We start from the raw sequence: 18,193 nt of genomic DNA on the forward strand, positions 1-18,193 counted from the left end.
GCTTCAAGGAACTGAGTGATCTCGTCCTGGGGGATGACCGGGAGTCTGCGTGGCGTCGGCGTGCTATCGGGAGTTCATCGACCGACCACCCGCGTTTGAGCGTGACGTGGTCCAGGAAGCGCAGCGCGCTCAAGTAGTATTTTCCCCAGACGCTCGACTGGTTCGATCGGCACTGTCAACTTGATCGACGTCGTTGATGGTGATCCATAACGCACTGCGGCTCAGAAGACATTCGACGGAGTCTGGGTGACATTGGTAAATTCGCGCCACGCGACGAACCGGGCCGCGAGGTAGAGAAAAGCGCGCAACCCATGTGGTTCCAGTGCGAAGTGCTGCCGGATCGGACCAAAGCTCGACAGGAAGGCCTGCGTACGCTTCGGGTCGCGAAAGCCTGGCATGCGCCGCTCGCGCTCCCGCGTGGGTTGATGGCTGTTCTCTGCCCGGTTGAACTCGTCTTCGACCTTGACTGACCCGATAGGCAGTCGTGGCGCGGCTGCTGGTTGACCCACTACCGCCACAATGCAACAGGATGACTGTTCGCTGATGGTTGTGGATAGCAGCCCGTCTCATTGCGCCAGTTGCCACTGCAATATCGGATGCGTCGCTCCAACGGGCATCGCCCAAACACCGCCTGGGCCAAAGTTGTATGTCGAACCGAAGCTGGACGGCGTGCTCATCTGCATAGTAGTCAAGCCTTGAGCGTTACCCAGGTTCGCGCCTAGGATCGTGGTGCGGACGCCGACTGGCGCGCCTGTCGTTTGCGTATCCCAGTAGACATCGTTTGTGATGGTCCCCGGGGAAGACGCGATGTAATTTGCGTTGTAATCCGCGATGCCGCCCGGCCCGCCCGCAGGTCCGGATGGCTCGTCAATCTTGCTGGTTGCGAACGACTGACTGATCGTGCCTGAAGTCCCGCCAACTAACCCACCCCCGCACGCATTGACGGTGTCACATTGCGGCTGCACATGAACTGTTCCAGTCGCATAAGACTCTGTAATAACGCCAAAATTGTAGCCGACCAGACCGCCCGCTCCTTGAAGATGGGTCGAGGTGACATCGCCCGATGCGAACGATTGCCGGATTACGCCGAAGCTGTTTGTTCCGACCAGGCCTCCCGTCGCTGAATCAGACGAAACGTCGGCGGTGCTTGACGAACGCGTGATCGTGCCGTCGAAGTTCAAGCCCACAAGTCCTCCAGTTGAAAGACGGCCGATTGAAGTAACTCTGCCGCTTGAATGCACGGATGCGATCGTGCCGTCGTTCCTGTCTGCGAGAAAGCCCGCCCAGGCGTCAGACTTGGGCAAGTTGGCAGTGCCCTGAATGTTGAGGTTCCGAACGACGCCCGAAGACCCGATGTCCCCGAAAAGCGATTCAGATAACCAAAGATTCGAAATCGTGTGTCCCATGCCATCAAACTGGCCCGAGAACGAAGCCACGGTCGAACTGAATTCACCGGGCGGGGGCGTGGCGTCGATGTTCCTGCCGAGCGTGTAGTTGCCTGAAGGGTTGAAGTTAACTGCGCCCAGATCGGAGACGGTATTCACCAGCGCATAGGCGGTAACTTGCGTCACCAGACCACTGTCTGGAGCGGCAGACCATGTGCTGTTTGAGAGAATGTTTCCCGGTAAGTATCCACCAGCTATGTCATGCAATGCACTCACGATGCCCGTGCTGCGCGACCAGTCGATCGTCCCGTTGTTGTTAACGCTGCCACCGTTGTCGATGCCGGCTGCGTCGCCGCGCAACGTCAGGTTGCCCGCACCGGAGTTCGCGATGGTCGTGCCCGTCGCCACCGACACGTCGTGATACGCGGCGAGCGTGAGCGAAGCCGGACCGCTCCAGCCCAGGCTCGAAGCGACGCCCAGATCGCCCGTTGCGCCGTTCGCGCCTGTCGTCGTGACATCGATCGACGTGCCCGCGTTCAGGCTGCGCTGCAAGGTGCGCGCGGCGGCGTCATCGATCGTGAAAGTAGGCGTCAGCAGGTTCCATTGGCCCGCGTGAACGGCTGCGTGCTTGCCGAAGGCCAGTTGTGCCGCTTGCGTGTCGACCGTTCCGCCGCTGCCATCCGCGTTGCTCGCGGCGATCTTGCCATACTGCTCGACACGGCCGCCATCGGCGACGAGCCACACGTGGCCGTCACGATTCGCCGTGCCCGTCGCACGGATACGCGTGCCGCCGCCCGCGAGGGCGTAGACGTTGCCGTCGGCTGCCTGCAGGCTGACCTGCGCGGCGTTTATGTGCCCTCTGTTGATCACGGTGCCCTGACTGCCCGTCTGCACGAACACCTGTTTGCTGCTGCCCGAGTCCTGTAATAGCACCTGTTCGCCTGCAGCCAGTTCGGCCGTGCCGTTGGGTGCTGAGATATTGCCGGCGTTGATGACGGCGCCCCGCGCGATCAGGAACACATCGCCGCCGCTCGAACTGATCTTGCCGAGGTTGATCACGCTTGCGTCCGCGTCGCCCGACAGCGTAATGGAGCCACCGCCCTGCATGAACGCGTCGTCGCAGACATCAAGGGTTGACGCGACGAAGCGGCCACCGGTGCTGATCACGCCCGAGGGTCCCACGACGATGCCCTGCGGATTGATCACATACAGGCTGCCCGTTGCACTGAGCCTGCCGAAGATGGCTGAGGGCGAGCCGCCCTTCACGCGGTTCAGCGTCGCGCCCGAGCCGTTGTCGAACGCCACGCTGTTGTTCCTGCCGATGGAAAAACTGTTCCATTCGATCACGCCACGCGTCGAACCCGGTTGGGTAACCACGAGGCCGTTCCCCTGGCTTGCTATCGTGCCGGTGCCGGCCACGTAAGCGCCGCCTTGTGGAAGGGCGCCCGCCGCGAGCGTCGCATGTGCAAAGCACAGCCCGGTAACTGAAATACCGATGACGAGCCAGATGCGTGCGATTGACTGCCGACGATGCAGTGCGCGTCGCGCGGGCCGTTTTGGACGTGACATAGCCCCCCTTTCCGCGGGAGACGCGGAATGGCTGCCGACGACCAGCAGAGCCGACCGGAAACGCGTTAGTCGCAGCGTCTGAAGGATAGCCGCTGGCGTCGCAAATGTATGCCGATATCTCTGCGTTTTGTGCCTTCTTCGCCTTTTATTCTGTGCGCTCGTGGGCGCCTGGCGCGTAGCGGCATCTCCGGATGCTTTTACGAAATCAACGCGAAACTGCAGTCGACTGTGATACGTGCTGTGGACAGTCTATGGCGACGGACGATACCGGCATTCGTGTCCCAAAGGCCAAGGACCATTTGCAATGCGGTGCCGACGTCTGAACGTCCGTCTAACGGGAGGGGCGAATGTCGCTTGATGGCGTTGAACAGCCCGGTGATCAAGCATTTCGAGGTCACTCGGCGCATACCGCGTATCTTATGTCGCATACCGTGTAATTGAAAGCGGAGCGCGGGAGGTATCATTTTGCCAATTCCGAACAGACCCAAAGGGCGCCCAAAGCATTCACATCGCAGTGAGTAACCCCGCGTCAAATTGCCCGGTGCGGCACATGGTTGCCACTATGACCCGCCATCTCGTCCACGTGCAGCTTCGTCAAAGATCGGAGAAAGTGATCGATGAGGTTATATCCGCTCGCGCCCGCCTACGATGCCGGCGGCATTTTCGAACTCGCCGTCGAGCCAGGGCGCCGCTTTTCTGTTGCAATCTACCGGCAAGGCATCGGAGAAGCGCTCGAGTTCCACTGCGGCATCCTTGTAGAGGACCGCGGCGCGATGGATTGCGACAGCGTGAGTGGCCAATGGGTGCTGACTTCGCCGCGCGGACGAACCGCAACGCGTTGCGACGCTGCATGGCGGTGGCCGAGCTTCCGGTTTCGCTTCGATCGAGCCGATGCGACGTCGGGGGTGTATGTCGCGGTGGCTTACGAGGTGCGCGCCAACGGCGAGCCCGTGCGCCCGCTGGGGCGCAACTGCGCCGCGCATGAGCCTCTATACGGGCTGCCGCCGGACAGCAGAAGTATGGCAATGTTGGTCGCGCGCCCTCCGCGACCATCGGCGTCGGTCGCTTACATCGTGCCTGTCGCGACGTATCAAGCGTACAACTCGATCGGCGGCGGCGGTTTTTATCACGATCCCGTTCGACGTAAGAAACCTGTCACGACCGTGACCCTGCTAAGACCAGGTGGCGGCTTCGGGGCGCAGTTCGGCGAGCCTGCCGACCCCTATGAACCTCGGTCCCCGCGCCAACAGTTCCCACACTGGGACGCGAAGTTCGTGCGCTGGCTGCAGGCGAAGAACATTGCTTGCGACTTCTACTCCGACCTCGATCTCGATGATGGTGACCGGCTTGATCTAACCCAGTATCGCTGCGTGCTTAGCGTGGGTCATCATGAATACTGGAGCAGGCGCATGCGTGACAGGATGGCCGGCTTCATTGCAAACGGCGGACACTACGCGATCTTTAGTGGAAACACCTGCTATCGGCCAATCGAATTTTCGCGCGGCAGCCCTCATGCTCCCGATGTGCGCGTGACTCGCCTCGCGGAAAATTGGCCCGGTCACGACGAAAGCGACCTGATCGGGCTCAGTTATGGTTATGGCGGCGGCTGGTGGGGAGAATGGCGTCTACTGCGTGGTGGTTGGATCCGGCGCGAGCGCCCAGCAACCGGATTCCGGGTCGAGGACGCGAGTCACTGGGCGCTCGCCGGTACGGAGTTGAACAACGGAGACATTTTTGGTGCCGAAGATCGTCTGGTGGGCTACGAAGTAGACGGCTTGCCGCCGCACCCCAATGGTTTCCACGTGCTTGGCATGACAAGCGCGCTGAACGGATGGGACGTCGGCGGACGCGGCGTATTTGGCGTGCTGCAGCGGGCGGCTGGAAGAGGAGTTCAGCCGGGCATCGTCTTCAACGCAGGCACGACAGATTGGGCTCGCGTCCTCATGGATCCGCACGCCGAAAGTCATGCTGTCGTCGACCGTATCACCAGCAACGTCTTCGAACGCTTGCTGGCCAATCCGAGCAATCGCGACAGACAGTCCGTTACAGCACAGGCTTAATGACGATTCTGCCGCGCACCTGAAGTCGCGCGGGGATATCGGGTGCTGGCCTGAAGAAGCCACGTAGCGTCAGTTGGTTTGACATGAGAGCCGACCATGCTTGATCCGACAGATAGAAGAGGAGTGTACGGATTCCTCGGTAAAGCCATAAAGTGGCCTGTTAAAAGGTTTGTCCCCCCGGCGATCAGGGCCAGGATACTGCCGGCTCACAGCGTCTCAATCTCGGATGCGACGTGGAATCAGGCGTACGGCTCGGGCACCTGGGATTATCTGGGGACGACGCAGGAGATTGCCCGCTATAGCGTGATCGCCGGGTATTGCAAGCACCTGAAACCCGCCGCGCGAGTGCTCGACGTTGGATGCGGCGCTGGCGTTCTTGCAAGTTGGCTTTCGGGCGCCTCGATTTCTAGCTATTTCGGCGTCGATCTTTCCGAAGTCGCCATTGAGCAGGCCCGCCAGGCGAATATCGATGGAGCGGAGTTCGCCGTCGCCGATGCCGCTACCTTCGAGCCTTCGCAGGTATTCGACGTCATCGTCTTCAACGAGATGCTTTATTACCTGGAAGAACCGGAGGAACAGATTCGTCGACTCGCGCGCTATCTCGCGCCCGGTGGGCTATTGATCGTCAGTATCTGGTATCACGACGACGGAATACGGACGTGGAACAGGTTGAAGGCGGCCTTCGACGAACTCGATCGTGTCCGTATCACACACGCGTCGACGCGGTTCAAATGGGACGTGGCCGTGCTGAAGTTGCGGTAAATTTTGCACGCATGCATCTGATCAAATGCCGCCCCTGAGCGGCCGCCTCGAGCCACGCTGTTCTGGAAAATCGCAGGCATCGCCCGCGCCCCAAAGGACGCCCGCACCCTCCGTTGCGGACGTGCCGGCATCCGTCGCGTCTCAGCTCAAAGTCCCAATGTCACGGCGCGGCGTTTGTTTCTGAGTACGAGAAAGTGAAAATGCTTCGCAAGGAATCGCGCGGCGCAACTGAGGACCCAAGGGTGATGCATTGTGTGCCGAAAGGCTTGTGCGAAACGCCTTTCACGAACTGCCTCGGTGACATCGACCCAGCGAAGCTGGGTTTCGAGGGTTCGCTGCCGATGCGCGCACGCGTGGGCTAATCTTCCTGAGAGCGCGTGCGATGCGCGGAAACGCGCGTTTGCTTCGAGCATGCCTCGAAGCGCCCGTCGATCCGCTGACTTGTCTGTGGAAAGCGAGTCATCACGTCTGCGATAGTGGTAACCCATAGCCGGATAGACGACCATTTCCGCTTCGTGCCTGACCAACATGCGCAACAAAAGATCGAAGTCTTCGGCGGAGCGAACCCGCTCGTCATACCGAAGCTCGGACAGCAGTTCGGTTCTGATCATGGGCTGCAGATAGCCGAGTTGCGGCGCTTTGACAAGCGCAACGGCATCGACGGTCCTCGCGGTCCGCAGGCCAAGCAGCGAATACCCGGTCAGCGAGCCGCTTTCGCTCATGATGAGCAAGTCGTCCGCTACAATGCCCGCGCCGTCCGATTCGGCCCTTGCAAGCATCGACTGAAGGCGTCCGTCCGCAAACACATCATCACTGTCGAGGATCGTGATCCAGCGTCCTCGCGCACATGCCAGCGCACGGTTGCGCGCGACCGAGGGCCCCGCGTTGGAAGAAGATGTGAGGAGAACGATACGTGGGTCGTTAGCAGCAGCGGCGCGGACAATCTCAGTGCTGGCGTCGGTTGACGCATCATCAACAACGATCAGTTCCCAATCCGCGAGGCTCTGTCTCTGGACCGACCTGATCGCCTCTCCGATCCAGTTCTCTCCATTGAAGTTGGCCATCACGACAGTGACAGAAGGTGCCAACGCGGAAATGCTCGTACGATTCGCGGTGGCTGGCTCCTTGTCGTCGAAACTGCTTTGAAGTGGCGCCGATGCGAGATTTTTGCCCTTTAAGCTCATAGTCATGGTTCTGACACAAGTTTGCAAAGATTGTCGGACAGCGTTCTGCTGAAGTCGGGATAGGCGGAAATAGCGCGGGCGATGCCGTATCGCACCCCAAAGCGAGGGTGGAGATTTTCCAGATCGACGGGTTGCCTGCGACGATGCCCTCGCAGTCGGACAACCCAAGTAATAGAGGCAAAGCCCCGCTGAGTCGACAGATATTTGGTGGTCTCGGTGCGCGCCCCCACAGATAACGATCGAATGGTGCGGGTTTGTCCTGGATAGGTGTGTCAGCACTGCAGATGGCAATGAACAGGCCGAGGAATCCTGTGAGATCCTGCCAACACCACGGCGGTTTTACACGCAGGTCAGATGAAATCTGACCGTCCTGGCGCGGCCTGAACATATGCAAAACAGGTCGAAGCCAATTTAACGCAGAAGCGGAGTGAAGCGCCACTTTCCATATGTAAGTAGTGTAAGTGGCAGTTGAAACGCAACAGCGAACGTCCCATTCGGGTTGATTCTGTCGAAAAACCCGCCTAAGAACTACACCGAATGGATCGTGGCACTGATCGAGCGGCTGCGGTTTCGAAAGCATGAGCCGACCGATCGCATGTTCCGGCAGCTGTCACTTCAACTGCTAGGCAGGACGAATCGCGAAAGACATCTGCGATGCAGGCGGCTATTTCCCGCTGAACCGGTTACCCGAGCTATTTGCAGGCCTCCAGCGCACGGAGGCGAGCTTTCCGGTGCAGTACATGGGCGCAAATGTGCCGCAGGCATGGGCCGCGGGATCGATTTTTTCGCTCGTGTATGCGATCCTGGGTGTTCAGCCCGACGCGCCGCGCAGGCAACTGTATGTCGACCCGGTGCTGCCCCCCTGGATCGACACGCTGACCTTGCGAACCTCAAGATAGGCGCGCAGATATTCGATATCCGGTTCACGCGAACCGACGGAAGCACAGAATTCGAAGTGTTGAAAGGGACTAGCAAAAGCGTGAGCCGGCGCCCGATTACGAGTTGGCGCGACGAACTGGCTGCGGGCCTTTGATTGCGGGCGTCGGTCCGGACCGTGACTCAGCGCATCAACGCCACACACAATGCAATCCCTGCGCCATAAGTCCCAATCGCACCGACGAAGCGCAAAGGGTTGGGCTTCGCCATCGTCGGAAACCCGACAAGCCCTACGACGAGCAAGCACCGGCACAAGGTCGCGATGACCATCAGCGACACCGTCACCGTGGACGGCGATCTCGCGCCCAGAAAGAGAAATAGCACCGCCAGAAACGGCGCGTATTCCGCTGTGTTGCCATGCGCCCGAACCAGCTTGTGCAGCAGGTCGGCCGGATCCTCGGCACAGCCCGCAGTGGTACGCTCGCGAAAACGCAGCATCGATACCGACAAGCCGAGGCCGAATAACAGCAGCCCCAGCACCGCTACGCATCCGAGAGCAATGTTGTTCATGGCAGCGCGGCTCCTTGTCAGGCGATCGACGCACGCCTGTTTAGCGAAAATCAGGCGGCTCCCATTCTCGCACGCGCCGGCACGCGAGGTCCGCGCGGCTGGACCCCGGCAAAAACGACCGCGCCACGATCGTTCCAACACCGATCGCGGCGCAGCTCGCTACTCGAATACGTCGACTACAGCAAGCACTCAGTCTTCGCGATCGAACTCCGGCAGCGGACGCGTTCCTTCAATCGCGACCGAATGTAGCAGCTCAGGCTTCAGATCGAGCAGACGCAAGATCGTCGGTGCGACCTGCGTGGTCAGCACTCGCTCGTCGTTGACCTTCCCGGCATGATGCGCATGAGGCACGTACATCACGAGACCGAGATGGCTGTCGTCGGGCGCGTTGCCGCCATGCTCCTCGTCCTTCGACTTGCTCGACGTATAGATGACGCCCGGGTTCGGCTGAACGATGATGTCGGGTGTGCGGCCGCGCGACGGATCGCCGAACCGGTTCGCCAGTTGCGGGCCGGACAGGATGTACGCCTGTGGACCGTCCGCGCAAATCCCCGGCGCGTTGCAGCTCAGATTGTCTTTCAGCGTCTTCACGACCGCGGCCGTCTGGCTTTGATCGCGCAGCCAGATCAGACCGACGTCGTCGGTCTGCACCATGCCGGTGCCGACGAGCCCGGTGCCATCGTTCAGGTTGCCGCTCGTCGTAGCGTTTTGCCCAAAAGCGCCGCCCGAATCCAGATAGTTGTTGGCTTCTAGCAGCTTGGTCAGCGTATCGCCGTTCTTCACCAGCTTCGAATGATCGGTCGGCGACTGGCCATGCTTCGCGGTCACGATGATCGCCGTCGACGAATAGAGATTGCGTTGCTTCAGTTCGGACACGATGCGTCCTAACGCGTCGTCGATATACGCAATCGCACCGGCCACCTGCGGACCCGGCGTGAAACTCGCATCCAGATAGCCGCCGCCCGACACGACCGTGGCCTTCTGCGCGACGCTCAGCGTCTGGAAGTTGGCGCCGAACACGGTCGGCACCGCGACGTTCTTTTGACCAGTCGAATCCTTGCCATCGATTTCATGGATCAGCGATTGCACATGGTAGTTGTCGAACTTCTCCGTGTGCGTGTACGTGTCGAGATAGTTGGTATTGGTATCCGGATCGATCGAATTTATTTCGGTGCGCGCAAGATCGTCGACACCCGTGCCGGACGGTCCGTTGAGCCAGTCGTAGCCCCACGCGTGTTTATCGGCCCACGCGGTGCGCGCGCCGTTCACGTTGCCCTTGATCACTTCGAAGACCGTGTTGGTCTTCAGATAGTTGTGCGGATAGACGGGCGTGCAGACGCCATTGACGAGCGCATGCGGAATCGCCTGCGGATTGAACGCGCCGCCGCCGTCGAGATGGATCAGCGCGCCGCCGTTCTCGCCGTCGATGCCGGTCGTTTCATCGAACACGACATTCCAGCCGGTCGGGCCCGTGCAACTGGTATCGGACGGCGCATAGAGCGTGCGGTCGTAGGAGACGTCGTAGAACAGGCCCGCGGACTTCGGCGAGCCGCCGGTCACGAGTGCGGCGAGGCCCGGAAACGAATCCGACAGTCCCGGTGTATGCGCGTTCGTGTACGTGGTGCCTGACTTCGCGAGCAGCGCCAGGTTGGGGCAGGTGTTCGCGCCGATGCAACGCGCGACGTCCTGCTCATGCAGACCGTCGAAGCTGATCAGCAGCACATGCTTGACCGACGCGCGATCGCGCTCGTGATCGCGGCCGTGATCGTGATCGTCGCCGGCGGTCGCGACTGCCGAGTATAGCCCGGCGAGCAGTGCGACGGCGGCGCACATTGCGCTTTGCTTACGCTTCCATTTCGTAATCGGTTTCATGTCTCGTCCTTTGCTTGACAACGAATTTGGGTAAAGCGGGACGAATTTGAACCGTAAAAAAGTCATTTACGTGACCTTGGTTTTTTTATTTGGCGATACTGAAGTCTTAAGGTCTTGTTAAGGTCGGTGTGATCCGTTCGACGCGCGGGCGCTGTGAATCGGCTTCGATTCCGCGCGTGATCCGCGCGAGTCGTCAAGCATAAAAAACGGCACGGGTTATCGCAGTCCGTGCCGCTTCGTCGGTCGGTGGTCAAATGCCGCGAGGGCGTGGCGGAACAGGGACCGCCACGCCGCGCCGGATTGCCGGGCAAATAACCCGCGCGAGTCCGCCTAATGAGCGACCGGCTCCTGCGTGATGGAATCCACGCGGTCGGGGTAGAACGCGAGGTGTTCGCGGATCGACGCGACGGCGTCGTAAGGATGCTCGTAGGTCCACACCGCGTTGGTGCCGCGCTCGCCGGCCGATGGAATCGAGAAGTAGGCACAATCGCCTTTGTATGGACAATAAGTCGCGTGCGCCGTGCGTTCGAGCCGGCTCATGTCCACGTCCTTGCGGGGGATGTACAGCACGGCCGGATAGCGGGCCTCGCGCAGCGTCAACGCATCGTGTGTATCGGCGATCACCTGGCCGCCAGCCATCACGATCACGCGTGCGCGGTGCTGCTCGATCGTGATCGGATGGTCCGGGCCGGGGATCTTGACGGGTTTGTCGTTCGGGACCGAATGGGTGGACATAACGATGCTCCGTGGGGGAAGTGGGTGGTGTCGCTTGCCCGAGCGCCAAGGCAAGCGACTGAAGATATGCCCGTATTGCCGTACAACTTCACTTCGGGTATTTCTATACATACTAGCGCAGACCTTCCAGGTGCTGTGAGCGGCGCAACGCCCGCCGGAGTCGCATCGACTGCGTGCACCTGTTTCAGTGCAGCGGAATCGCGACTTCGCGGAAGACGAACACATTGGCCGACTGACAGGAGTGCATGATGCTGGTTGGATACGCCGTTGCTGAGCGTGCAAGTGAGCCTGCAAGTCAGTCTGCAATCTCGTCGTCGACAAATGGCGAGGTTGTTTGACTATGCCGGGACTTCGGAAGCGTTGGTCACTTCGCGCATGGGGCGCCGGTGCCGCTGTGCCTTTGAGCCTGCTGTCCTGCGCCTCGCACGCGCAGGTCGTGCCGGGGCAATTGTCGAGCAATACCGTGATTGGCGGCAATGTAAAGCAGCACGCGGACGCTGTACTCGCGATCATGAGCTACACGACGGTCCCGGATGTCACGACCAGCAATCTGTCGGTCAATAACGGCCTGACCGGTAATCCCGGCTTCGGGCAGACGCAATTCGGCGGCGGCTTCACGCTCGGCAGGTCGTTTCCGTTGTACATGGAAGGTACGCTGGCCTACAGCCGCTATGATCCGGTTTTCATCGCCACGGATGGCGCCCAGCAGCGCGCGGTGCCCACCAGGTGGAACACTTTCAGCGGCACGGTCGGCCTGGGCTGGGATTTCCGCATCACCGACGAATTGGCATTCCGTCCGATCCTGAACGGTACGATCGGGCGCGTGTCGAGTGACCTGAAGGTGGGGCAGACGCTGTTCAATCACGTCACCGACAGCAACCTGCAGTTCCTCGAGAGCGGCTCGCTAGATGCCTACGGCTATGGCGGCTCCCTGATGCTCGACTACGAGCACTACCGCGAAAACTACGAAATCGACGCCGAATTGCGGGCGACCGATATTTACCTGCGCAGTTTCGGCGGTTCATCGCAAGCCGTTCAGGGCTCGGCCACCGCACAGCAAGTGAGCCTATGGACACGCTGGCGCGCGCCCACCGGCTGGCACGCGCTGGACCGGCCAGTCCGATATGTGCTCGAAGCCGCTTACTCGCACTATTTCGGCGACAGCGCCGGGGTGCTGGGTTTCAACGACCTCACGTCGCTGGGAGTCGGCCTCGAACTGGATAGCAGCAGGTATCCCGTCATCGTTACTCGCACGCGCGCGATCGTGCGCTACGTGTTCGGTCGCAACGTGCACGGCGTGTCGTTCGGATTCGCGATGAGTTTCTAGCGCGGACTGCTTTACCGGACTACACGAACGGCGCGGGTACCTGCCTGCGGCGCTACTTCGTCACCCCCTTCTTCGTCGCGAGATCCTGCGCCATCTTGTAGTGTTCCTCGATGGTCGGCAGCGCTTTTTGCGCGGCCTTCTTCAGATCAGCGTTCTGGCCATCCGAGATTTCTTTCTTGAATGCGCCGAGCGCGTCCTCGTGTCCCTGCAAGCCGACCTTCTGGATATACGCCTGATCGAATTCCTTGCCATGCAGGCCCTTCAGCGAGTCCAGCACCGCGGTGTCGGAATTGTCCTTGGGCACCGCGACGCCGTGTGGCGCAGCCATCTTCAGTTGCATCGTGAGCTTCGTGTGGTCGAGCATCATGTGATGCGCGAACGATTTCACATCCTTGTCGCTGGAGTTCTTCGTCGCGAGCTTGGCCGCGTCGATTTCGGTCGACGACGACATGCTCGCCGCCTGCACGAAGTCCTTGTCGGCCTGAGGCAGCGGATTGGCGCTCGTGGTCGAGGCGGCCTCGGTTTGCGCGCCGGCGATATGAGGGATAGCGGCAAGCCCACAGCAAAGTGCGGCAATGGCGGTAACGCGCTTCATGTTTTTCTCCTCTACGAAGTGGAACGGGATGAATCGAAGCGGGACGGATGACACGCTTCGATCGACAACCCGCAAGCGCCATACCATCGTCCACCGCGCGTCGGGAATGGTGGATGCTCGACGACGGAGGTCTGCACGGCGGAAGAACGACGGAGGCTCGCATGCGCATCGCGCAAGTGTCGACGCTCTACGAGCGCGTGCCGCCCGTCGCCTATGGCGGCACCGAGCGCGTCGTGTCGTGGCTGACCGAGGCGCTGGTCGAACTCGGCCATGAGGTCACGCTGTTCGCGAGCGGCGACTCGCTGACGCGCGCGCATCTCGTGTCCGTCTATCCGCGGCCGCTGCGCGAGCTCGAGAACACTGCCGACCCGCAGGCGTTTCATGTCGCGATGCTGGAACGGGTCGTGCAACGTTCGGCCGACTTCGACATCGTGCACTTCCATACCGACTACACGAGTTTCCCGTTCGGCAGGCGGCTCGGCTGCGCGCACGTGACGACGCTGCATTGGCGGCTCGACATCCCCGGTCTGGAGGCGCTGTACCGCGAGTTTTGCGACGTGCCGCTGGTATCGATCTCCGACGCGCAGCGCGCGCCGCTGCCGCGACTCGCGTGGCAGCGCACCGTCCATCACGGCCTGCCGCGCGACCTTCACACCTTCAGCCGCACGCCGTCCGACTACCTGGCATTCGTCGGCCGCATCGCGCCGACCAAGCGACCCGATCTCGCGATCGAGATCGCGCGCCGGGCGAACGCGCGGCTCGAAATCGCGGCCAAGATCGACGACGGCGATCGCGTCTACTACGAGCACGAGGTCGCGTCGCTGATGCGGCAACCGCATGTGTGCTATCGCGGCGAACTCGGTGGTCGTGACAAGGATCGCTTCATCGGCGCCGCGCGAGCGCTACTGTTTCCGATCGACTGGCCCGAGCCGTTCGGGCTCGTGCTGGTCGAGGCGCTGGCGGCGGGCACACCGGTGATCGCATTCGACCGCGGCTCGGTCCGCGAGATCATCGACGACGGCGTGACCGGCTTCATCGTCGATAGTGTCGACGAGGCCGTCGATGCGGTGAACCGGATCGACGAACTGGACCGCGCGCGCTGTCGCGAAGCCTTCGAGCGGCGCTTCACCGCGGCACGCATGGCCGACGAGTACATCGAGGTGTACCGGAAGCTGTTGGCGCCGAAGCGTTGAAGCGCAACGACGCCTGCGCGAGCGTGGATTTTTTCTAACGCGGCGCGCCATTCTTGACCAACGCCATCGGCTCTGACGGCTGCGGAGCATGGGACAGATCCACGGGTCACGCGGCCGCTGGGTGCACGCGCGCAGCGGCCCGAGCGTATCGCGATCGGCGAGCACGAGTCGGGCAGACCGTTAGCGCGCATCGCAGCGCGCAGCCCGGCGTCCTACAGGCACGCCGGATGCGAAGGCACGAGCATCCGCGCGTGCCCGAAGCGATGCCCGGCACGGATGTACAGCCGGAGCAGCAGCCGGTACGCGACACGCCGGACGTGCAAGCACCGGGCTCGGCGCCGCCGTGACGCGCCCCCCCCGGCCAGCACTTGACCTTCCTTCCACGCAACCCATCAGGGGAACGAAATGACCAACTCCCGTTCGACCACGGGCGAGCGCCCGCTGAACCCGTTCATCGACGTGCAGAAAGCGCTGAAGGGCGCTTCCTATCCCGCCGACAAGGACAGCCTCATCGAAACCGCGAAAGCCAATGGCGCCGATGACGACGTGCTGCAACGGCTCCAGGATCTGCCCGACCAGCAGTATCAGAGCCCCGCCGACGTCTCGAAGGGCGTGGGCAATGAATAACCCGCAAACTTCATCGCCGCCCCCGCCAGGTCAAGGCTCACCCGCGACCCGGTCCCCGCGTGCGGCGCGGCTCCCGGCCGCGCTCGCGGTGCCGGGCGTCGTCTTCGTCGTCATTGGCGTGCTGCTCTCGATCGGCGGTATCCGGCTCGCGATGCTCGGCGGCTCGTGGTACTAGGTCATCTCGTATGGAACTGGGACGCTGGCAATCCGGACAAGACGCTGCCGATTGCATCGGGCCAGATCTACGTGGGTAACTCGCCGAACATGTGGTCGGTGTTCTCGGTCGATGAGAAGCTCGGCATGGTCTACCTGAACAGCGGCGAACAGAAGGGCAGCGAAACAAGCGGCATCAAGCTCGCGCTCGGCACGCCATACGGCTTCAAACTGAACGCGTTCCTTTCGCCGCTCGGCATTCCGTGTCAATCGCCGCCCTGGGGCTACGTGGCCGCCGTGGATCTGCGCCAGGGGCATATCGTCTGGGAGCACAAGAACGGCACGATCCGCGATAGCGCGCCGCTGCCGATTCCGATGCCGCTCGGCGTGCCGAGCCTCGGCGGCATGATCACCACCGGCGGCGGCGTCGCGTTCCTGTCCGGCACGCTCGACTACTACCTGCGCGCCTATGACGTGCGCACCGGCGCGCGACTGTGGCAAGCGCGTCTGCCGGCCGGCGGCCAGGCCACGCCGATGACCTTTGCCGACAGCAACGGCAAGCAGTACGTGCTGGTGGTAGCGGGCGGACATGGCTCGCTCGGCACGAAGCAGGGCGACTCCGTGGTCGCCTATACGTTGCCGTAGTCGCGCCGCGGTAATCACACTGCAAGCGCACACTGCAAGCGCGCGCCACGCTCAATGCGTGGCCGCGCGCAGCAGAAGCTTCAATACGCCCGCTACCGTCGCGACCGCGACGACGCCGGCGAGCCACAGGCCGGCGAACCACGCAAGGCGGCGCCACATGTCAGTGGTACCCCTCGCCCGCGCGCATCTTTCCCTTGAACACCGAGTATGCATACACGGTATAGCCGAGAATCATCGGCACCGTGATCGCGGCGCCGACCAGCAGAAACAGCAGGCTCGCATGCGGCGCTGCCGCCGCGCGGAACGAAATCGACGGTGGCACGAGGTTCGGATAAAGACTGATCAGGAGCCCCGCGTAGCACAGCACGAAGATTCCGTACGCAAACAGCAGCGGCAACAGATGGCGGCGCGCAGACAGGCTGCGGAAAAATCCGAAGGCCAGCAGCACGACCAGCACCGGTACCCAGGCGGTGAACAGCAGGTCCGGCCAGCGGAACCAGCGCGCCGTCAGCGAGTTGGGCAGCATCGGCGTCCATAGCGTGACCACCACGATCAGCGCGAGCACGGCGACGGCCATCGTGCGCGCGTGTCGCCGGCAACGCTCGTGCAACGGACCTTCGGTGCGCCAGATCAGCCAGCACGAGCCGAGCAGCGTGTAACCGGCCATCACCGCGAGACCGCACAGGATCGTGAAGCCGGTCAGCCAGTCCCACCAGCCGCCCACATACGAGAACCCCGAGACCTCGATACCTTGCAGCAGGCCGCCGAGCACGAGCCCCTGGCACAGCGCCGCGAGCGCCGAGCCGCCGAAGAACGCGGCGTCCCACCATGCGCGGCCGCGACCTATCGCGCGAAAGCGGAATTCGAAAGCGACGCCGCGGAACACCAGCGCGAGCAGCATCGCGATGATCGGCGGATAGAGCGCCGGCAGAATCACGCCGTAGGCCAGCGGAAACACCGCGAACAAGCCGCCGCCGCCGAGCACGAGCCACGTCTCGTTGCCGTCCCATACCGGTGCGATCGAATTCACCATCACGTCGCGGTCGTCGCGGTGGTGCTCGACCGCGAACAGGATGCCGACGCCGAGATCGAAGCCGTCGAGCAGCACGTATGCGAGCACCGCGAACGCGAGGATCGCGGCCCATACCAAAGCGAGATCAAACGTTCCTGTCGTCATCGGCGTGACTCCCCGGAGTTGATGGGACGGACGGTGCCTGTGCTGGGCCCGGTGTGATGCCGGCGCTGCGATGCGGCTTGTCCTTCGCGGGGCCGGGCGTGTCGAGCGTGGGCGTCGCCGCCATCAGCCGGAACAGAAAGACCACGGCCGCGCCGAACACGATCGCGTACACCACGCCGAAGCTCGCGAGCGATACCGCGACGCCGGGCGCGGCGATCGGTGACACACTGTCGGCCGTCCGCAGCAGACCGTACACCGTGTACGGCTGCCGGCCGACTTCGGTGACGGTCCAGCCGCACAGCAACGCGATCAGACCAGCCGGCCCCATCGCGACCATGATCCGCTGCATCCAGCGCGCTTCGTACAGGGTCCTTCGATAGCGCAACGCGAGACTGCCCAGTCCGAGCAGCGCCATCAGGACGCCGAGTCCGACCATCAGGCGAAATGCCCAGAACACGACCGGCGAGAACGGGCGCTCGGACGGCGGGAACGATTTGAGGCCGGCGATCGAGCCGTCCCAGGTGTGCGTCAGAATCAGCGCGCCGAGATGCGGTATTTCGAGCGCATAGTCGGTCGTCTCCGTGCGCATGTTCGGGAACCCGAACAGAATCAACGGCTGACCGGGACGCGCGAGCCAGTCGCCTTCGAGCGCAGCGATTTTGGCCGGCTGGTGCTTGAGCGTGTCGATACCGTGCTGGTCGCCGACCACCATCTGGATCGGCGCGACGATGCAGGCCATCCATAGCGCCATCGACACCATCAGGCGCGCGCAGACATTGCGCGAATCGCCGAGCAGATGCCAGGCGCCGACCGCACCGACGAGGAACGCGACGCTCAGATATGCGGCCAGCACCATGTGTACGAGCCGGAACGGAAATGACGGATTGAAGATGATGCGCAACCAGTCGGCCGGAAAGAAGCGTCCGTCGACGATCGCATAGCCCTGCGGCGTCTGCATCCATGAATTCACGGCGAGAATCCAGAACGCGCTCATTAGCGTGCCGATTGCGACGAGCACGGTCGCGAGAAAGTGCAGACGCGGGCCGACGCGTTTCATGCCGAACAGCATCACGCCGAGAAAGCCCGACTCGAGAAAGAAAGCGGTCAACACTTCGTAGCCCATCAGCGGCCCGACGATCGGACCCGCGCGAAACGCAAAGCCCGCCCAGTTGGTGCCGAACTGATACGACATCACGAGCCCCGACACGACGCCGATGCCGAACACGACCGCGAAGATCGTCAGCCAGTAGCGGTAGACGGCGAGATATACGGGCTTGTGGGTGACGAGCCATGCGCCTTCGAGCACGGCGAGGTAGCTCGCGAGACCGATCGACAGCGCCGGAAAGATGATGTGGAAAGCAATCGTGAAGCCGAATTGCATTCGCGCGAGGGTCACGGCATCGATGGGCATGGACATCAGGGTTCCTCGGGGCAGGCTGGCGGCGGCTCCGCCGCTTCGACAC

Annotated in this window: 16 protein-coding genes and 2 pseudogenes; 8 read left to right on the top strand and 10 right to left on the bottom strand. The window is 62.2% G+C overall.

The window, feature by feature from the left end; all coding sequences use genetic code 11:
* Window positions 1–221: 221 nt before the first annotated feature.
* Window positions 222–446 (bottom strand): annotated as a pseudogene (locus QFZ91_RS01125) (IS6 family transposase); the annotation flags it as partial.
* 120 nt (window positions 447–566) lie between these two features.
* Window positions 567–2,954 carry a filamentous hemagglutinin N-terminal domain-containing protein gene (locus QFZ91_RS01130; RefSeq protein ID WP_429565930.1) on the bottom strand — a complete coding sequence of 796 codons (2,388 nt, stop codon included), beginning with the start codon at window positions 2,952–2,954 and terminating at the stop codon, window positions 567–569.
* Between the two features lie 617 nt (window positions 2,955–3,571).
* Between QFZ91_RS01130 and QFZ91_RS01135 the strand changes: the two genes are divergently transcribed.
* Both QFZ91_RS01135 and QFZ91_RS01140 read left to right on the top strand, forming a co-directional pair.
* Complete coding sequence (locus QFZ91_RS01135; RefSeq protein WP_429565931.1) at window positions 3,572–5,014, top strand: N,N-dimethylformamidase beta subunit family domain-containing protein; 1,443 nt, start codon at window positions 3,572–3,574, stop codon at window positions 5,012–5,014.
* Window positions 5,015–5,110: 96 nt separating this feature from the next.
* Window positions 5,111–5,776 carry a class I SAM-dependent methyltransferase gene (locus tag QFZ91_RS01140; RefSeq protein WP_429565932.1) on the top strand — a complete coding sequence of 222 codons (666 nt, stop codon included), beginning with the start codon at window positions 5,111–5,113 and terminating at the stop codon, window positions 5,774–5,776.
* Window positions 5,777–5,922: 146 nt separating this feature from the next.
* Here the strand turns inward: QFZ91_RS01140 and QFZ91_RS01145 are convergent, their stop codons facing one another.
* A complete protein-coding gene (locus QFZ91_RS01145) occupies window positions 5,923–6,960 on the bottom strand; it encodes a glycosyltransferase family 2 protein (protein ID WP_429565933.1) in 1,038 nt (345 codons plus the stop codon).
* Window positions 6,961–7,700: 740 nt separating this feature from the next.
* On the opposite strand from QFZ91_RS01145, the gene QFZ91_RS01150 reads away from it, so the two are divergent.
* Entirely contained in the window at window positions 7,701–7,859 is a 159-nt protein-coding gene (locus QFZ91_RS01150; protein WP_429565934.1) for a hypothetical protein, read from the top strand.
* A 160-nt stretch (window positions 7,860–8,019) separates the two neighbouring features.
* Here the strand turns inward: QFZ91_RS01150 and QFZ91_RS01155 are convergent, their stop codons facing one another.
* The 3 genes from QFZ91_RS01155 to QFZ91_RS01165 all read right to left on the bottom strand — a co-directional run bounded on the left by QFZ91_RS01155 (window position 8,020) and on the right by QFZ91_RS01165 (window position 11,013).
* Window positions 8,020–8,406 carry an MAPEG family protein gene (locus QFZ91_RS01155; RefSeq protein ID WP_429565935.1) on the bottom strand — a complete coding sequence of 129 codons (387 nt, stop codon included), beginning with the start codon at window positions 8,404–8,406 and terminating at the stop codon, window positions 8,020–8,022.
* Between the two features lie 189 nt (window positions 8,407–8,595).
* Window positions 8,596–10,278 carry an alkaline phosphatase family protein gene (locus QFZ91_RS01160; RefSeq protein WP_429565936.1) on the bottom strand — a complete coding sequence of 561 codons (1,683 nt, stop codon included), beginning with the start codon at window positions 10,276–10,278 and terminating at the stop codon, window positions 8,596–8,598.
* A 330-nt stretch (window positions 10,279–10,608) separates the two neighbouring features.
* Window positions 10,609–11,013, bottom strand: a complete 405-nt coding sequence (locus QFZ91_RS01165; protein WP_429565937.1) for a DUF427 domain-containing protein — start codon at window positions 11,011–11,013, stop codon at window positions 10,609–10,611.
* A gap of 340 nt (window positions 11,014–11,353) precedes the next feature.
* Here QFZ91_RS01165 and QFZ91_RS01170 point away from each other — a divergent pair, with 340 nt between their 5' ends.
* Window positions 11,354–12,340, top strand: coding sequence for a hypothetical protein (locus QFZ91_RS01170; RefSeq protein ID WP_429565938.1), 987 nt, complete (start codon window positions 11,354–11,356; stop codon window positions 12,338–12,340).
* A 52-nt stretch (window positions 12,341–12,392) separates the two neighbouring features.
* Here the strand turns inward: QFZ91_RS01170 and QFZ91_RS01175 are convergent, their stop codons facing one another.
* Complete coding sequence (locus QFZ91_RS01175) at window positions 12,393–12,935, bottom strand: DUF4142 domain-containing protein (RefSeq protein ID WP_429565939.1); 543 nt, start codon at window positions 12,933–12,935, stop codon at window positions 12,393–12,395.
* A gap of 161 nt (window positions 12,936–13,096) precedes the next feature.
* Between QFZ91_RS01175 and QFZ91_RS01180 the strand changes: the two genes are divergently transcribed.
* The 4 genes and pseudogenes from QFZ91_RS01180 to QFZ91_RS01195 all read left to right on the top strand — a co-directional run.
* Window positions 13,097–14,128 carry a glycosyltransferase family 4 protein gene (locus tag QFZ91_RS01180; RefSeq protein WP_429565940.1) on the top strand — a complete coding sequence of 344 codons (1,032 nt, stop codon included), beginning with the start codon at window positions 13,097–13,099 and terminating at the stop codon, window positions 14,126–14,128.
* 405 nt (window positions 14,129–14,533) lie between these two features.
* The gene (locus tag QFZ91_RS01185; protein ID WP_176380485.1) at window positions 14,534–14,755 is read left to right on the top strand and encodes a DUF2795 domain-containing protein; all 222 of its coding nucleotides are present in this window, start codon (window positions 14,534–14,536) and stop codon (window positions 14,753–14,755) included.
* Entirely contained in the window at window positions 14,748–14,930 is a 183-nt protein-coding gene (locus QFZ91_RS01190) for a hypothetical protein (protein WP_429565941.1), read from the top strand. The genes QFZ91_RS01185 and QFZ91_RS01190 overlap by 8 nt, the downstream gene beginning before the upstream one ends.
* Before the next feature lie 137 nt (window positions 14,931–15,067).
* A pseudogene (locus QFZ91_RS01195) lies at window positions 15,068–15,553 on the top strand (membrane-bound PQQ-dependent dehydrogenase, glucose/quinate/shikimate family); the annotation flags it as partial.
* 51 nt (window positions 15,554–15,604) lie between these two features.
* Here the strand turns inward: QFZ91_RS01195 and QFZ91_RS01200 are convergent.
* From QFZ91_RS01200 to QFZ91_RS01210, 3 genes are read right to left on the bottom strand one after another with little or no spacing between them, the layout of a single operon-like run.
* Complete coding sequence (locus QFZ91_RS01200) at window positions 15,605–15,712, bottom strand: DUF2474 family protein (protein ID WP_176122794.1); 108 nt, start codon at window positions 15,710–15,712, stop codon at window positions 15,605–15,607.
* 1 nt (window position 15,713) lies between these two features.
* Window positions 15,714–16,730, bottom strand: coding sequence for a cytochrome d ubiquinol oxidase subunit II (gene cydB / locus QFZ91_RS01205; RefSeq protein WP_176380486.1), 1,017 nt, complete (start codon window positions 16,728–16,730; stop codon window positions 15,714–15,716).
* Window positions 16,711–18,147, bottom strand: a complete 1,437-nt coding sequence (locus QFZ91_RS01210) for a cytochrome ubiquinol oxidase subunit I (RefSeq protein ID WP_429565942.1) — start codon at window positions 18,145–18,147, stop codon at window positions 16,711–16,713. The genes cydB and QFZ91_RS01210 overlap by 20 nt, the downstream gene beginning before the upstream one ends.
* Between the last annotated feature and the right edge of the window lie 46 nt (window positions 18,148–18,193).

The sequence above is a fragment of the Paraburkholderia sp. JPY419 genome (genome assembly GCF_050435705.1).
Classification (GTDB): Bacteria; Pseudomonadota; Gammaproteobacteria; order Burkholderiales; family Burkholderiaceae; genus Paraburkholderia; species Paraburkholderia youngii.

Coding starts and splice junctions, on each gene's coding strand:
- QFZ91_RS01130 (WP_429565930.1), bottom strand. CDS start 2,954: ATGTCACGTCCAAAACGGCCCGCGCGACGCGCACTGCATCGTCGGCAG.
- QFZ91_RS01135 (WP_429565931.1), top strand. CDS start 3,572: ATGAGGTTATATCCGCTCGCGCCCGCCTACGATGCCGGCGGCATTTTC.
- QFZ91_RS01140 (WP_429565932.1), top strand. CDS start 5,111: ATGCTTGATCCGACAGATAGAAGAGGAGTGTACGGATTCCTCGGTAAA.
- QFZ91_RS01145 (WP_429565933.1), bottom strand. CDS start 6,960: ATGAGCTTAAAGGGCAAAAATCTCGCATCGGCGCCACTTCAAAGCAGT.
- QFZ91_RS01150 (WP_429565934.1), top strand. CDS start 7,701: ATGGGCGCAAATGTGCCGCAGGCATGGGCCGCGGGATCGATTTTTTCG.
- QFZ91_RS01155 (WP_429565935.1), bottom strand. CDS start 8,406: ATGAACAACATTGCTCTCGGATGCGTAGCGGTGCTGGGGCTGCTGTTA.
- QFZ91_RS01160 (WP_429565936.1), bottom strand. CDS start 10,278: ATGAAACCGATTACGAAATGGAAGCGTAAGCAAAGCGCAATGTGCGCC.
- QFZ91_RS01165 (WP_429565937.1), bottom strand. CDS start 11,013: ATGTCCACCCATTCGGTCCCGAACGACAAACCCGTCAAGATCCCCGGC.
- QFZ91_RS01170 (WP_429565938.1), top strand. CDS start 11,354: ATGCCGGGACTTCGGAAGCGTTGGTCACTTCGCGCATGGGGCGCCGGT.
- QFZ91_RS01175 (WP_429565939.1), bottom strand. CDS start 12,935: ATGAAGCGCGTTACCGCCATTGCCGCACTTTGCTGTGGGCTTGCCGCT.
- QFZ91_RS01180 (WP_429565940.1), top strand. CDS start 13,097: ATGCGCATCGCGCAAGTGTCGACGCTCTACGAGCGCGTGCCGCCCGTC.
- QFZ91_RS01185 (WP_176380485.1), top strand. CDS start 14,534: ATGACCAACTCCCGTTCGACCACGGGCGAGCGCCCGCTGAACCCGTTC.
- QFZ91_RS01190 (WP_429565941.1), top strand. CDS start 14,748: ATGAATAACCCGCAAACTTCATCGCCGCCCCCGCCAGGTCAAGGCTCA.
- QFZ91_RS01200 (WP_176122794.1), bottom strand. CDS start 15,712: ATGTGGCGCCGCCTTGCGTGGTTCGCCGGCCTGTGGCTCGCCGGCGTC.
- cydB (WP_176380486.1), bottom strand. CDS start 16,730: ATGACGACAGGAACGTTTGATCTCGCTTTGGTATGGGCCGCGATCCTC.
- QFZ91_RS01210 (WP_429565942.1), bottom strand. CDS start 18,147: ATGTCCATGCCCATCGATGCCGTGACCCTCGCGCGAATGCAATTCGGC.